The sequence below is a fragment of the Ruegeria sp. YTSA072 genome (genome assembly GCF_059610285.1).
Genome location: NZ_JBXWNI010000008.1, coordinates 21,155 through 33,527, shown reverse-complemented (window position 1 = coordinate 33,527; position 12,373 = coordinate 21,155). Strand labels below are relative to the sequence as shown.

14 protein-coding genes are annotated in these 12,373 nt (G+C 58.6%); 6 read left to right on the top strand and 8 right to left on the bottom strand.

Going from position 1 to position 12,373, the window contains the following annotated elements; genetic code table 11:
* Positions 1-7: 7 nt before the first annotated feature.
* Together AC2FIB_RS14315 and AC2FIB_RS14310 are read right to left on the bottom strand one after the other, a co-directional pair.
* Positions 8-439 (bottom strand): RDD family protein, encoded by a 432-nt coding sequence (locus AC2FIB_RS14315; protein ID WP_058274521.1) that lies wholly within the window; start codon positions 437-439, stop codon positions 8-10.
* 65 nt (positions 440-504) lie between these two features.
* Positions 505-927: a DUF2852 domain-containing protein gene (locus AC2FIB_RS14310; protein ID WP_496735786.1), complete on the bottom strand. Its 423-nt coding sequence runs from the start codon at positions 925-927 to the stop codon at positions 505-507.
* A gap of 84 nt (positions 928-1,011) precedes the next feature.
* On the opposite strand from AC2FIB_RS14310, the gene AC2FIB_RS14305 reads away from it, so the two are divergent.
* The 5 genes from AC2FIB_RS14305 to AC2FIB_RS14285 are packed head-to-tail and all read left to right on the top strand — an operon-like array spanning position 1,012 to position 6,289.
* Positions 1,012-1,464: a DUF4440 domain-containing protein gene (locus AC2FIB_RS14305; protein ID WP_496735784.1), complete on the top strand. Its 453-nt coding sequence runs from the start codon at positions 1,012-1,014 to the stop codon at positions 1,462-1,464.
* A complete protein-coding gene (locus AC2FIB_RS14300) occupies positions 1,461-4,250 on the top strand; it encodes a [protein-PII] uridylyltransferase family protein (RefSeq protein ID WP_496735782.1) in 2,790 nt (929 codons plus the stop codon). The genes AC2FIB_RS14305 and AC2FIB_RS14300 overlap by 4 nt, the downstream gene beginning before the upstream one ends.
* Complete coding sequence (locus tag AC2FIB_RS14295) at positions 4,237-4,509, top strand: hypothetical protein (protein WP_282169388.1); 273 nt, start codon at positions 4,237-4,239, stop codon at positions 4,507-4,509. The genes AC2FIB_RS14300 and AC2FIB_RS14295 overlap by 14 nt, the downstream gene beginning before the upstream one ends.
* Positions 4,510-4,547: 38 nt before the next feature.
* Positions 4,548-5,750, top strand: a complete 1,203-nt coding sequence (locus AC2FIB_RS14290; protein WP_496735780.1) for an RSP_2647 family RNA methyltransferase — start codon at positions 4,548-4,550, stop codon at positions 5,748-5,750.
* Positions 5,747-6,289: an RSP_2648 family PIN domain-containing protein gene (locus AC2FIB_RS14285; RefSeq protein WP_496735778.1), complete on the top strand. Its 543-nt coding sequence runs from the start codon at positions 5,747-5,749 to the stop codon at positions 6,287-6,289. The genes AC2FIB_RS14290 and AC2FIB_RS14285 overlap by 4 nt, the downstream gene beginning before the upstream one ends.
* A 68-nt stretch (positions 6,290-6,357) precedes the next feature.
* Here AC2FIB_RS14285 and AC2FIB_RS14280 read toward each other — a convergent pair whose 3' ends face one another.
* Positions 6,358-7,044: a M48 family metallopeptidase gene (locus tag AC2FIB_RS14280; RefSeq protein ID WP_058274516.1), complete on the bottom strand. Its 687-nt coding sequence runs from the start codon at positions 7,042-7,044 to the stop codon at positions 6,358-6,360.
* 219 nt (positions 7,045-7,263) lie between these two features.
* On the opposite strand from AC2FIB_RS14280, the gene trhA reads away from it, so the two are divergent.
* The gene (trhA, locus tag AC2FIB_RS14275) at positions 7,264-7,932 is read left to right on the top strand and encodes a PAQR family membrane homeostasis protein TrhA (protein ID WP_496735975.1); all 669 of its coding nucleotides are present in this window, start codon (positions 7,264-7,266) and stop codon (positions 7,930-7,932) included.
* 3 nt (positions 7,933-7,935) lie between these two features.
* Here trhA and AC2FIB_RS14270 read toward each other — a convergent pair whose 3' ends face one another.
* The 5 genes from AC2FIB_RS14270 to AC2FIB_RS14250 form a co-directional block, all read right to left on the bottom strand.
* On the bottom strand, positions 7,936-9,120 hold the full coding sequence (locus AC2FIB_RS14270; protein ID WP_496735776.1) for a vWA domain-containing protein: 1,185 nt from the start codon (positions 9,118-9,120) through the stop codon (positions 7,936-7,938).
* 3 nt (positions 9,121-9,123) lie between these two features.
* Entirely contained in the window at positions 9,124-9,294 is a 171-nt protein-coding gene (locus AC2FIB_RS14265) for a hypothetical protein (protein WP_186437468.1), read from the bottom strand.
* Positions 9,295-9,297: 3 nt separating this feature from the next.
* Positions 9,298-10,665 carry a DUF2927 domain-containing protein gene (locus tag AC2FIB_RS14260; protein WP_496735774.1) on the bottom strand — a complete coding sequence of 456 codons (1,368 nt, stop codon included), beginning with the start codon at positions 10,663-10,665 and terminating at the stop codon, positions 9,298-9,300.
* The gene (locus AC2FIB_RS14255; RefSeq protein ID WP_496735772.1) at positions 10,662-11,111 is read right to left on the bottom strand and encodes a GNAT family N-acetyltransferase; all 450 of its coding nucleotides are present in this window, start codon (positions 11,109-11,111) and stop codon (positions 10,662-10,664) included. The genes AC2FIB_RS14260 and AC2FIB_RS14255 overlap by 4 nt, the downstream gene beginning before the upstream one ends.
* 116 nt (positions 11,112-11,227) lie before the next feature.
* Positions 11,228-12,073 carry an AAA family ATPase gene (locus AC2FIB_RS14250; RefSeq protein ID WP_496735771.1) on the bottom strand — a complete coding sequence of 282 codons (846 nt, stop codon included), beginning with the start codon at positions 12,071-12,073 and terminating at the stop codon, positions 11,228-11,230.
* Between the last annotated feature and the right edge of the window lie 300 nt (positions 12,074-12,373).

The window sequence follows — 12,373 nt, the reverse complement described above, 5'->3', positions numbered from 1 at the left end:
GAATTTTTTACGCGCGCTGGTTGATCATGACAGTTCCAAGGAACGCATCAGTAAGTCCCTGGCCACGTGCGCTGGTCAGCATCATGATGACCGAGATGATCTGAATGACCGGAAACGCCATACTGACAAAATAACCGGCTGTGTGGGCCACCGCTTTGCCCAAATCCATCCGGGATCCGAATGAATCGCGCAGCTCAATCCCCATAAAGCGCATGCCCAGTGTGGCCGAGCCATTGGCAATGGTAATCACGCGGTAGACGAAACTGACGACGGCATAGATCAGGGCCAGGACGAAAAAGCCCAGACCAAATGTCAGCAGGATGGCCACCGTACACAACAGCGAGATAAAGGCGATGTCGAACAGCCAAGCGATAAAACGCTTGGTCGCGACAGACTGGTAAAATTCTGGCTGTCGGTCTGGGTCGGGCAGGTGGGTCATATTTTGATTTCCGGCTGAGAATTTAGGACACCCTGTCCCGAATGTCGGGACAGGGCAAGGTCGGCTTAGGCGCGTTCGCCGTTTTCAGCCTCATCGTTGTTTTCATTGGCGCGTTCGTCCATGAACTGGTCAAACTCGGCCTTGTCTTTGGCGTCGCGCAGGCGGCGCAGGAAGGATTCGAATTCCTGTTGTTCGCGCTCGAGCCGGGCCAGGGTGTCGGACTTGTAGGCGTCAAACGCGCTATTGCCGGATGGCTTCATCGCACTCATGTGGCTGTGCCAGGATTTGCGACGGCTGCAGGATTTGCTGAACATGCGTTTGCTCCAGATCATATAGGCAAGAAGCGCCAGGCCAACGGGCCAGAAAAAGATGAAACCAAGGACCATGGCGGCGATCCAGGCCCCTTTGCCCTTGTCATCCATCCAGGCTTCGGCACGAGAGAGCCACCCCGGATTTTGTGGGACGGCGTGGTCGGACAATGCGGTCATTTGGGTTCTCCGGGTTTGATGTAAATTGCGTTCACATTGTCTAGATGGGGACTGAATTGGGGGTTGCAAGGGGTCGATGTAAAAATGATTTACATTTTGGATTTTGCGACGGTTGACCTTGTTGCGGAACGGGCGCACTTTCCGCCTATGCAACATGTTGAAAATACGACACCTACGACGCTGGATGAAATTCTGAACCTGGAAAAGCAGGTTTGGACCGCCCTGATGGAAGGTAATGCGGCCGCAGACCGGGCCTTGCTAAGCCCGGATTTCCTTGGGGTTTATCCCACGGGGTTTGCGAACCGGGATGATCATGTGGGGCAGTTCGCCGACGCGCCAACGATGGCGCGCTATGAGCTAAGCGACACCCGTCTGCGGGTTTTGACCTCGGATATCGTTCTGCTGTCGTACCGGGCCGACTATCAGCGACCCGAGGCCGAGGGTTGGGAGGCGATGCTAATCTCGTCGCTTTGGGAACGGCGGCATGACGTCTGGGTCAACAGTTTCAGCCAGGATACGCCGCTGGAGGGGAAATGACCGGGCCTCTTTCCATTCAGCGCCTACCACGAGCATTCGATCAGTCGCTTGGCGATGATGCGCGCGCAGCGGTAAGCGGCATTACATCCGAACAGGGCGAATTGATCGCAGGAGCAGCAGGGTCCAGCCCCTATCTGAAAAACTTGATCGATCACGAAAACGATTGGTTGGCCGCAGCGTTGCAACACCCCGATGACGCGCTGGCCGACGTTTTGCAGGCTGCGCAAATGCTACCGCCGGATCAGTTGAAACCGGGGCTGCGGCTGGCCAAGCGACGGATGGCGTTGCTGACCGCTCTGGCCGATCTGGCGGGCGCGTGGCCGTTGGAAATGGTGACCGCGGCGCTTACGGATTTTGGCGCGTTGGCGGCGGATGTGGCGGCCAAGGCCGAGATCGCCAACCTGATACGGCGCGGCAAGCTACCGGGCATGGGGCCGGACGACGTCGAAACCGCCGCGGGGATGATTATCCTGGCGATGGGCAAGATGGGCGCGTACGAGTTGAACTACAGCTCGGACATCGACCTGATCGTTCTGTTCGATGAGACCCGGTTTGATCCCGATGACTTCTACGAAGCTCGACAAGGCATGGTGCGGGCGACACGCAATTTCTGCGCCACGCTCAGCGACAAGACGGCGGATGGGTATGTATTCCGCACTGATCTGCGCCTGCGCCCCGACCCAGCGGTAACGCCGGTCTGCATGGCGGCTGAGGCGGCCGAGCGGTACTATGAAAGCCTGGGCCGGACATGGGAGCGCGCGGCCTATATCAAGGCGCGCCCTTGCGCGGGCGATATTGCGGCCGGACAACGGTTTCTGGATACGCTGCGCCCCTTTGTCTGGCGGCGACATCTGGACTTCGCCGCGATTCAGGACGCTCACGACATGCGCCTGCGCATACGTGAAAATAAGGGAACCGGCGGTGCTCTGACTATTCCGGGTCATGACATGAAACTGGGGCAGGGCGGTATTCGCGAGATCGAATTCTTTACCCAGACCCGCCAGTTGATCGCTGGGGGTCGCGACCCTGACCTGCGTGTGCGCGGTACGGTGCCCGGATTGGCGGCGCTTGCCGAAAAGGATTGGGTCCCGCAGGACGTGGCCGACAAGCTGACCGATCACTACCGCGCCCATCGTGAGGTCGAACACCGTATCCAGATGGTCCATGACGCTCAGACCCACAAGGTGCCGCAATCGCCGGACGGGATAGAACGCGTCGCTTGCCTGATGGGGATCGACGTCGACGAACTGACCCGTGACCTGACCCACAGGCTGACCGAAGTGCACGACCTGACCGAAGGCTTTTTTGCGCCCGGTTCCTCGACGCGCGCGCCAATTGGCGAGGTGGATTTTGACCAGAACGTTCTGGCCCGCTGGACGACATATCCCGCACTGCGATCGCAACGCGGCGCGCGGATTTTCGAACGCCTCAAGCCCGAGCTGCTATCGCGTTTGGCAAAAACGGCGCAACCGGACGAGGCGCTGCGGGCACTTGATGGTTTTCTGTCAGGCCTGCCCGCCGGCGTTCAACTGTTTTCACTGTTCGAGGCCAACCCCCAACTGATCGACCTGCTGATTGATATTGTCGGAACATCCCACGCGCTTGCGGCGCATCTGTCGCGCAATGCATCGGTGTTTGATGCGGTGATCGGCGGGAGTTTCTTTAGCGACTGGCCGGGGCAGGCTACGCTGCAGGCGGATCTAGATCAGGCCCTTTCAGAGGAATCAGATTACGAAAGCCAGTTGGATCTGGCCCGCCGCTGGTGCAAGGAATGGCACTTCCGCGTTGGCGTTCATCACCTGCGCGGGCTGATTGATGGTGAACAGGCGGGGCAGCAATACGCTCAGCTTGCAAGCGCGGTGATTGCCGCGATCCTGCCGCGCGTATCGGATCATTTTGCCCGTAAACACGGCCCTGCACCGGGGCGCGGTGCAACCGTGCTGGGCATGGGGTCACTTGGGGCTGGGCGGATCAACTCGCAATCCGATTTGGATATGATCGTGATCTATGACCCGCTGGATCAGGATATGTCCGAGGGACCGCGCCCATTGGCGACCCGCACCTATTATGCCCGGTTCACGCAGGCGCTTATCACGGCCTTGTCCGCGCCGATGTCACAGGGGCGTTTGTATGAGGTCGATATGCGCTTGCGCCCGTCGGGCAATCAGGGGCCGGTGGCGACAAGTTGGGCCAGCTTTACCAACTATCAGCAGAACGAAGCGTGGGTTTGGGAACATCTCGCCCTGACACGGGCCCACGTGATCGCCGGAGACGAAGGTCTGGCCGAAGATATCGAGACGTTCCGCACAGGCCTGCTGTCGCAACCGCGTGACCAGCAGAAAGCCCTGCGTGAAGTGGCCGAGATGCGCGCCCGCCTGGCCGCAGCCAAATCACCAGCAGGGATCTGGGACGCCAAGAACGGCCCCGGCCGGATGATGGATATCGAGCTGATGGCCGAAACCGGGTCGCTGGTGTCAGGCGTCGTACAGCGCGATGTGCATTCTGGTTTGGACGGCGCCGTCGCTGCTGGTTTGTTGGACGTCGCTCAGGCGCAAACGCTGAAGGACTGCTACGACCTATGCTGGTCCGTGCAATGTGCGGCGCGCTTGTTGTCCGGCAAGGTCATCGAAGCTGACAAGGTCGGCGAGGGCGGATCTGCCTTCCTGTGCCGCGCGACTGGATTTGAACAGGTTGAACAGCTGCAAAGCGCGCTGCAAGACAACTACAGCACGGCCGCCGGGATCATTGGCGGCGTGATCAGGGACGAAGATGATGGCGCAGAGTAAAGATCCAAATGATCACAAGGGGCTGATCCGCGAGGCGTATCGGATCGAAGGCATCACATTGCCTGAATGCCGCAGCATTTTTCTGGACTGGGCGCTGAGCCTGCCCGCTGAACGGGACCAATCCCAGGCGCTGATCGATCTGCATGCCTCCTATTCCCAGCAAGACGCGGATCACCCTATGACGCAGGTGCTGGCTGAGGGGTTGCAATCTGCCAAAACCCCCAAGCGGCGCGGCGGTTGGCGATCGCGCGACCGCTAGGGCTTTTCCCTCGGGGTATTCGCGACTATGAGAGCGTCATGACCCAAACTGCCGATCACCCCCGTATCCGCCTGAAACCCAAAGCCAACGCACGTGGCCTGCGCCACGGTTTTCCGTGGGTGTATGCCAATGACATCGTGACGGACCGTCGGACACGAAAGATCCCAGCAGGGGCTTTGGCGGTGCTTGAGGATGACAAACGCGCGCCCATAGCGCTGGTTGCGGTGAATCCTGACTCCAAAATCATGTGCCGCGTTCTGGACCGAGATCTGGACGTGCAACTGGACGCCGCGTGGTTCGAAACCCGCCTGCGCCGCGCGCTTGAGATGCGCGAACGCCTGTTCGACGCACCCTATTATCGCCTGATCCATGCCGAAGCGGACGGCTTTCCCGGTGTCATCATCGACCGGTTTGGCGATGCCTGTGTGATCCAACCCAATGCCGCGTGGGCCGAGGCGCATCTGGAAACTCTGACCGAGGCTTTGGTCACTGTCACCGGCGTGACAACCGTGCTCAAAAACGCCTCGGGGCGAACCCGAGGGCTGGAAGGCTTGGACGACGTGAACCTCACCTTGCGCGGCACTGCGCCCGATGTACCGCTACCGGTGCCGATGAACGGCGCGACCTACATGGCCGATCTGACCGGCGGTCAGAAAACCGGTCTGTTCTATGACCAACGGCCTAACCATGCTTTCGCCGCGCGATTGGTGCAACCGGGCGCGCAGGTATTGGACGTCTTCAGCCACGTGGGTGGCTTCGGGCTGGCCATGCTGGCTGGTGGTGCAGGGCAGGCGCTGTCTGTGGATGGATCTGCAGCCGCGCTGGATCTCGCGACCAAAGGGGCCGAGGCCACTGGTTTTGCTGACACGTTCCAAACCCGCCAAGGCGACGCCTTCGAGGTCCTGACCCAATTGGGCGAAGAGAGCGCGCAGTTCGATGTCGTCATCTGCGATCCGCCCGCCTTTGCGCCTTCCAGACAAGCGCTGGACGCGGGCCTGCGCGCCTATGAACGTGTGGCCCGCTTGGCGGCAGCTCTGGTCAAACCCGGCGGCTATCTGGGCCTGTGCTCGTGCTCGCACGCGGCTGATCTGGGCCGGTTCCGCGACGCGTCGTCTCGTGGGATTGGTCGGGCAGGGCGACAGGCGCAGCTGATCCATACAGGCTTTGCCGGACCCGACCATCCACAACTGCCGCAACTGGCTGAAAGCGGCTATCTCAAAGCTGTGTTCTACCGGCTGTGAAGGCAGTTCTGGATACCTGCGTCATCTACCCTACGGTGATGCGAGAGATGCTGCTCGGCGCTGCCAAACTAGGCCATTTTACTCCCGTGTGGTCGGCGCGCATCCTCGAGGAATGGGCGCGTGCGGCTCGTAAGCTGGGCCCAACAGGCGAGGCTCAGGCACGCGCCGAAATCGCACTAGCGCAGACCAATTGGCCGAAAGCCGAGTTTCCTGCGGCAACCAATGTCGAACAGCGGCTCTGGCTGCCGGACAGCGCAGATATCCACGTTCTGGCAACGGCTGTTGCATCCTCGGCGGACGTGATCGTAACTGTCAACGCCAAGGACTTTCCCCGAAACATCCTGTCCGAGGAAGGGCTGGACCGCCGTGATCCGGACAATCTGTTGCACGGCTTCTGGCAATCCGATCCCGACGGCATAAGCGGCACAGCCAACCGTGTCCTGGCCGAGGCCAACCGCCTGTCGGGCGACCAATGGACCTTGCGCCCGCTGATGAAAAAAGCCCGTCTCCCACGCCTGGGCAAAGCGCTCTCTACGTAATCGGTATCCAGCTTAATTTGGCTAAAAATATCCCGGAGAGCGCGATAGGCTGGCCTCTCGGTGTTAGATCAGCCACGGGTCCAACGCTGCTCTAATGCCTCCAGGGCAGCGATCCGTTCGTCCGTTTTCGGATGGCTCATCAACCAGGCGGGCACAACGCCAGCACGCTGCTGCGTCAGGTCTTCCAGCTTGTGAAACAACGACTTCTGCGGTCCGATTCCGATCCCGGCTTTGGTCAGCAAAGCGGCGGCATACTCATCAGCTTCATACTCATCACTGCGCGACAGGCGCGACGCCAACAGGTGTGTCAGCATATTGGCAATCCACGCGCCGATAAACGGGATAAAGCGATTCAGCAGCATCATCAAAGCGGCCCGCAGCGCATTCTGCCCGGAAAAGTCGATCATCCGACGGCGCGCATGCCCCAGCGCCACGTGACCGAGCTCATGCGCGATGACGCTGGCCATTTCTTCGGCGGAAACCTCACCGCTGCGAAATTTGCGGTAGAATCCACGCGTGATAAAAATCCGACCGTCAGGTGCCGCCAGACCGTTCACGGGGTCAATCTCGTAGATGTAGACCGGCACCCGGTCGATCTCTAACGCTGCAGCCAGCCGGTCGGTCATGCGCTTTAAGGCCGGGTCGGCCAGCTCAGTCGACTTTGCATCCAAATCCTTATGGGTGCGCCAGACGGAAATCCGGTACATCACAATGGCATAGGCGATCGCCAGCAGGATCGGGGTAAGACGTAGCATGGTACAAATATGGTTTCGGGCAGGGGATTAGGCAACTGGCCCAGTGTCATAAACTCCGCGTTAACAAAAAGATTGTTGTCCATTGCTTCCAACGGTCCACTGCGCAAAAGAAAATCGCCGCCGGTAACCCTTTTGAGGGCAATCAAACTGAGGTGAACAGGTGAAATACCGCGGCTGCCAGACTTGTCGCAGGGCAGGTTGCGCCATAACTTTGAAATTATGTGGTCATTTGCCGATATCCGCCCGGCTTATAGCAGGGCTGAACGTTTCAGTGATGGCGTTGTTCATATCCTTGGCGTTGCAGCGGCTATTGTTGCCGTTCCGGCGCTGATCGCGTTGACCGCCTTATACCGGACCGAGCCTGCCGCGGTTCTTGGGGTCTCGGTCTACGGCTTCACGCTCATCCTGATGCTGTCGTTTTCGGCTTTGTACAATATGGTTCAGTCTGACCGATGGGGCGAGCTGCTACGCCGCCTCGATCACTCGGGGATTTACGTCAAGATTGCTGGTACTTACACACCATTCATCTTGCTTTCCGGTGCCCCAATGACTGGGCTCATGATCGGTCTTTGGTCATCTGCGACCCTTGGATCAATCCTGAAAATGATCGACCCGCACCGGTTCCGTTGGTTCGGTTTGGCGCTGTATGTGTTAATGGGATGGGCGTCCGTTTGGGCAGGTCAATCACTACTCGCCGACTTGTCGCAACCAGTTGTGGCGCTGATGATCACCGGAGGCATCGTCTATACCGCGGGCATCGCCTTTTATCTTCTGGATTGGTTGCCGTTCCACAACACAATCTGGCATGTCTTCGTTCTGACAGGCAGCGTGTTGTTTTTCCTTGCGGTTTCGTTCCGTATTGCCTGGGCGCCGGTCCTGCAGATCTGACGGTCAGCGGGTCAGTTCCCGCATCCCCTGTTCCAAACCGGCCAGCGTCATCGGCACCATGCGGTCCTCGAAAACCTCGCGGATCATGCCGATGGAATGGGTGTATTCCCAGTACTTTTCCGGAACCGGATTGATCCACAGGTTTGTTGTCCACTGCTCGCGCGCACGTTGCAGCCAGACTTGACCGGCTTCTTTGTTCCAGTGCTCGTTCGCGCCACCGGGATAGGCAATCTCATAAGGGCTCATCGAGGCGTCGCCGACGAAGATGCACTTGTAGTCTGAACCATAGGTGCGCAGTACTTCGTGGGTCGGGGTCTGTTGATCCCATCGGCGGTGATTGTCACGCCAGACGCCTTCATACAGGCAGTTGTGAAAGTAGTAATATTCCAGATGTTTGAACTCGGTTCTTGCAGCGGAAAACAGCTCTTCGACAACTTTGATATGTGGATCCATCGAGCCGCCCACATCCAGAAACAGCAGCACTTTGACTGCGTTGTGACGCTCGGGGCGGGTTTTGACGTCCAGATAGCCATGTTCCGCGGTGGCGCGGATGGTGCCGTCCAGATCCAGTTCCTCGGCCGCACCTTCGCGGGCCCAACGACGCAGGCGTTTCAGCGCGACCTTGATATTGCGGGTGCCCAGTTCAACCGTGTCGTCCAGGTTCTTGAATTCGCGCTTGTCCCACACTTTTACGGCGCGCTGATGACGGCTTTCCTTCTGGCCGATCCGCACACCTTCGGGGTTATAGCCATAAGCCCCGAACGGCGACGTCCCGGCGGTGCCGATCCACTTGTTGCCACCCTGGTGGCGGCCTTCTTGATCCTTGAGACGCTCACGCAGCGTTTCCATCAGTTTTTCAAAGCCGCCCATGGCCTCGATCTCGGCTTTTTCTTCGTCTGACAGGTGTTTCTCGGCCATCTTGGCCAGCCATTCGGCAGGGATATCGACGGCTTCGAGTACCTGATCAAAGCTGATCTCTTCCAGACCTTTGAAGCTGGCGGCAAAAGCTTGATCGAACTTGTCGAAATTGCGCTCGTCCTTCACCATCGACACGCGAGCGAGGTAATAGAACGCCTCGACATCATAGGTCGCCAGACCCTTTTTCATGCCTTCCAGAAAAGTCAGATACTCGCGCAGTGATACGGGAATGCCAGCTTTGCGGAGGTTTTCGAAAAAGGGCAGAAACATGCGTTAACCCACCAAACGAACCAGGATCAGGGAAAGCACCAGACCTACAATGGCAAATGCGATGCCGTAACCGGCTGCATATTGGGCAATATCCGCGCCGCTGCCATTGCGTTTGCGAGCCTTCATCGCGCCAAGGATCGCCCCCAATAACGCCATTCCCAAAACTACGACCATGCGTTATCCGCCTCTGTTGTTGGTGGACGGACCTTCGGCAACTTCCTGCATCAGCGACCGGACCACGACTTCCGAGCCAAAGCCGTATCGCGCCCATGCAAGACTGTCCAGTCTGACGGTACGTGCCTGTTTCGGGCGTCCGGCCTGATTGAGCGCTTCGGATTTCAACAGTAACAGAGTGGCCAATTGAGAGGCGTTTTCGGCCCGCGACATGACAGCAATTGCCTTGTCCAGTTCGGGCAGGATCTCTGGTCCTTTTCCTTGCGAAAGCGCGAAGGCCGCGGTTTGCGTTGTCACATAAGCCTGATGAATTTCAGTTCCCGGAGCAGAGCGCAGAAATTGCATGGCAGTTTCGTAGTGTCGGATCGTTTCTTGCGGATTGTCGAATTGCGCCATGCGGCCAAGAATATAATGCGGATATGCCCGCCGATGGTCGGTCCAGCCCTGTTCCTGCCCGATCTGAACCGCTCTTTCCGCGGCTTTCACCCGGTTGCGTGTGCTTGGCCTTGATCCAAGCGACTTTTGGACGGCGTTGATCCACTCGCGCGGTGTGTCCGAAACAGGTTGCGCCGGCAAAGTGTCGCCGCGTGGGTTCAGCCGGCTAAGGATGCCGGGCAGGACGGCCTGGACTTGCTCACGCGTCATTCCGCTGCGCAGTTGGGGCGAGTAAGCCGTGCGCAGGATCAGCATGTCAAAACCGGTCAGAATGGTGTGGATGTTGTCGTCGTTGAACACCGAATCCGGCAGGTGATACAGGTCATTCAGCGGCCCCAGAGCCTGTGCCAGTTCCTCGTGCAGGCAGTCGCGCTTTTCCTGCGGGCTCACGTCATAGGGAATGAAAATGCCCAGCCGTTCGCGGCTGCGCAGCGCGGTCCAACTGCTTTTGCGTTTGCGCCGGTCCTGTCGATATTCCTCAAAGCTGGATGCGTTGGGAACCACAAAACAGGCGGCTTGCGGAAGGATGCGCTGGATCTGCTCCTGGCTGACGGCTTCGATTGTTATGTTGGCCTGGCCATCCGTTATCTGACGAATGTCGATCCCGGCCTCGCGTTGCAGACGCGTCAACAACCGGGTCAGATCGCGCTGCATTGACGGTGTGGGTGATCCTGTAAGCCGAACGGTGACCGGGCCCTCGAACCGGGTGAAGACGGGCAGGGTGGCGCCGCCTTCGAGCGCGAAGTGCAAAGAAAGGAAATCGGCTGCAATATTAGCGTTCGACCGGGCGGGTGGTCTGGGTCGGGTTGACGTGAACGCTTTGGCGGGCGGCAGGTTTGCCTCGATCGCCTTAACGCGTGTTGGCGGTTCAGGGGTGGTGACCGCGGTGCATCCGGCGACGGCAAAGCCAAACAGGACCGCAGCGACCCTGATCATGGGCGTTGATACCGGATAAAGGGCGTTTGCTTGCCGATCCGGTCATAGAGCTTGCGCGCTGTGTGATTGAACTCTTGTGTCAGCCAATAGACAGAAGGCGCGCCTTGCCGGTCGGCCTCGTCATAGACTGCCTGTATCAAGGCGCGGCCAACGCCGGTTCCGCGCGCCTCGGGCCGGGCGAACAGGTCTTGCAGATAGCAAACGCTTTCCTCTTTCCACGCATGGCGGTGAAATAGGTAATGGGTCAGGCCAACAAGATGACCATCCGCTTCGGCCACGAAACAGGAAAAATCATTGGGATCATCCCCAAGCAGCCGTGCGAAGGTGCTGTCATATGTCTGCTCTGGCACGGTCGTTTCGTAGAACGCCAGATAGTCGCGCCACATCTCGGCCCATTCGGCGCGATCTTCGGGCTGCAGCGCCCGGATATTGAGGGTGTCAGACAAGCATTGGCTCCTATGTCGTCAGGCCGGACTGCCCGACGACGCCGGACGGCCTTTTGGCCAATGCTGACACCCGGCCCCCCGCAAGGCAAGCGGGGATCACCAAGTGTTCAATATTCTCAGCGATTGCTGCGTGCCATGAAGGCGAGACGTTCAAACAGGTGAACGTCCTGTTCGTTTTTCAGCAGCGCGCCGTGCAACTTGGGCAACGCATTGGCCCCGTCGCGTTTGAGGTCCTCGGCGGTCAGGTCTTCAGCCAGCAACAGCTTGAGCCAGTCCAACACTTCCGAGGTTGATGGTTTCTTTTTTAGCCCCTGCGTTTCACGGATTTCGTAAAACTGGGTCAGCGCTGTGGTCAGCAATGCATCCTTGATGCCCGGGTGGTGCACGTCGACGATCCGGCGCATGGTCGCCTCATCCGGGAAGCGAATGTAGTGGAAGAAACAGCGCCGCAGGAACGCGTCGGGCAGTTCCTTTTCGTTGTTCGAGGTGATGATCACTATGGGGCGGTTTTTGGCTTTGATGGTGTCCCCGGTTTCGTAGACATGAAACTCCATCTTATCGAGCTCTTGCAACAGATCATTGGGAAATTCGATATCGGCCTTGTCGATCTCATCGATCAGCAGCACGACCTTTTCATCGGTCTCAAAGGCCTGCCACAGTTTGCCCTTGCGAATATAGTTCGACACGTCATGTACGCGCTCGTCACCCAATTGGCTGTCGCGCAGGCGGCTGACCGCGTCATATTCGTACAGGCCTTGCTGCGCGCGGGTGGTGGATTTCACGTTCCACTCAATCATCTTCAGCCCCAGCGCGCCCGCTACCTGTCTGGCCAGTTCGGTCTTGCCGGTTCCGGGTTCACCCTTGACCAGCAAGGGACGTTCCAGCGTAACGGCGGCATTCACTGCAATTGTCAGGTCATCGGTGGCAACATATTCGGCTGTACCTTGGAAACGTGCGGTCATGGGCCCCTCATTCAATATCGCGCGGCATGTGTCTTTGGGGTTATAGTGGGGTGAAAAATTTGACAAGACAGGTCGCAACGTCGCGCAGCGCGAAATTGACGTGCGACTCCAATGCCTTTGGTTGATTCGGGTGCTAACATCGGGCTCGACAATTTTGGGAACGCCCAAAAAATGCCTGTCAATTTTCACAGAAAAACAAGGATTTGTTGTTTTAAGTCTCATATTTAGACGACCTGAAACAGCACGCAGCCGGGCTAAGTTTCCATAGTGACATTCCCCCCGCTGTCGGATAAACGCTCC

Coding starts and splice junctions, on each gene's coding strand:
- AC2FIB_RS14315 (WP_058274521.1), bottom strand. CDS start 439: ATGACCCACCTGCCCGACCCAGACCGACAGCCAGAATTTTACCAGTCT.
- AC2FIB_RS14310 (WP_496735786.1), bottom strand. CDS start 927: ATGACCGCATTGTCCGACCACGCCGTCCCACAAAATCCGGGGTGGCTC.
- AC2FIB_RS14305 (WP_496735784.1), top strand. CDS start 1,012: ATGATTTACATTTTGGATTTTGCGACGGTTGACCTTGTTGCGGAACGG.
- AC2FIB_RS14300 (WP_496735782.1), top strand. CDS start 1,461: ATGACCGGGCCTCTTTCCATTCAGCGCCTACCACGAGCATTCGATCAG.
- AC2FIB_RS14295 (WP_282169388.1), top strand. CDS start 4,237: ATGGCGCAGAGTAAAGATCCAAATGATCACAAGGGGCTGATCCGCGAG.
- AC2FIB_RS14290 (WP_496735780.1), top strand. CDS start 4,548: ATGACCCAAACTGCCGATCACCCCCGTATCCGCCTGAAACCCAAAGCC.
- AC2FIB_RS14280 (WP_058274516.1), bottom strand. CDS start 7,044: ATGCTACGTCTTACCCCGATCCTGCTGGCGATCGCCTATGCCATTGTG.
- trhA (WP_496735975.1), top strand. CDS start 7,264: ATGTGGTCATTTGCCGATATCCGCCCGGCTTATAGCAGGGCTGAACGT.
- AC2FIB_RS14270 (WP_496735776.1), bottom strand. CDS start 9,120: ATGTTTCTGCCCTTTTTCGAAAACCTCCGCAAAGCTGGCATTCCCGTA.
- AC2FIB_RS14265 (WP_186437468.1), bottom strand. CDS start 9,294: ATGGTCGTAGTTTTGGGAATGGCGTTATTGGGGGCGATCCTTGGCGCG.
- AC2FIB_RS14260 (WP_496735774.1), bottom strand. CDS start 10,665: ATGATCAGGGTCGCTGCGGTCCTGTTTGGCTTTGCCGTCGCCGGATGC.
- AC2FIB_RS14250 (WP_496735771.1), bottom strand. CDS start 12,073: ATGACCGCACGTTTCCAAGGTACAGCCGAATATGTTGCCACCGATGAC.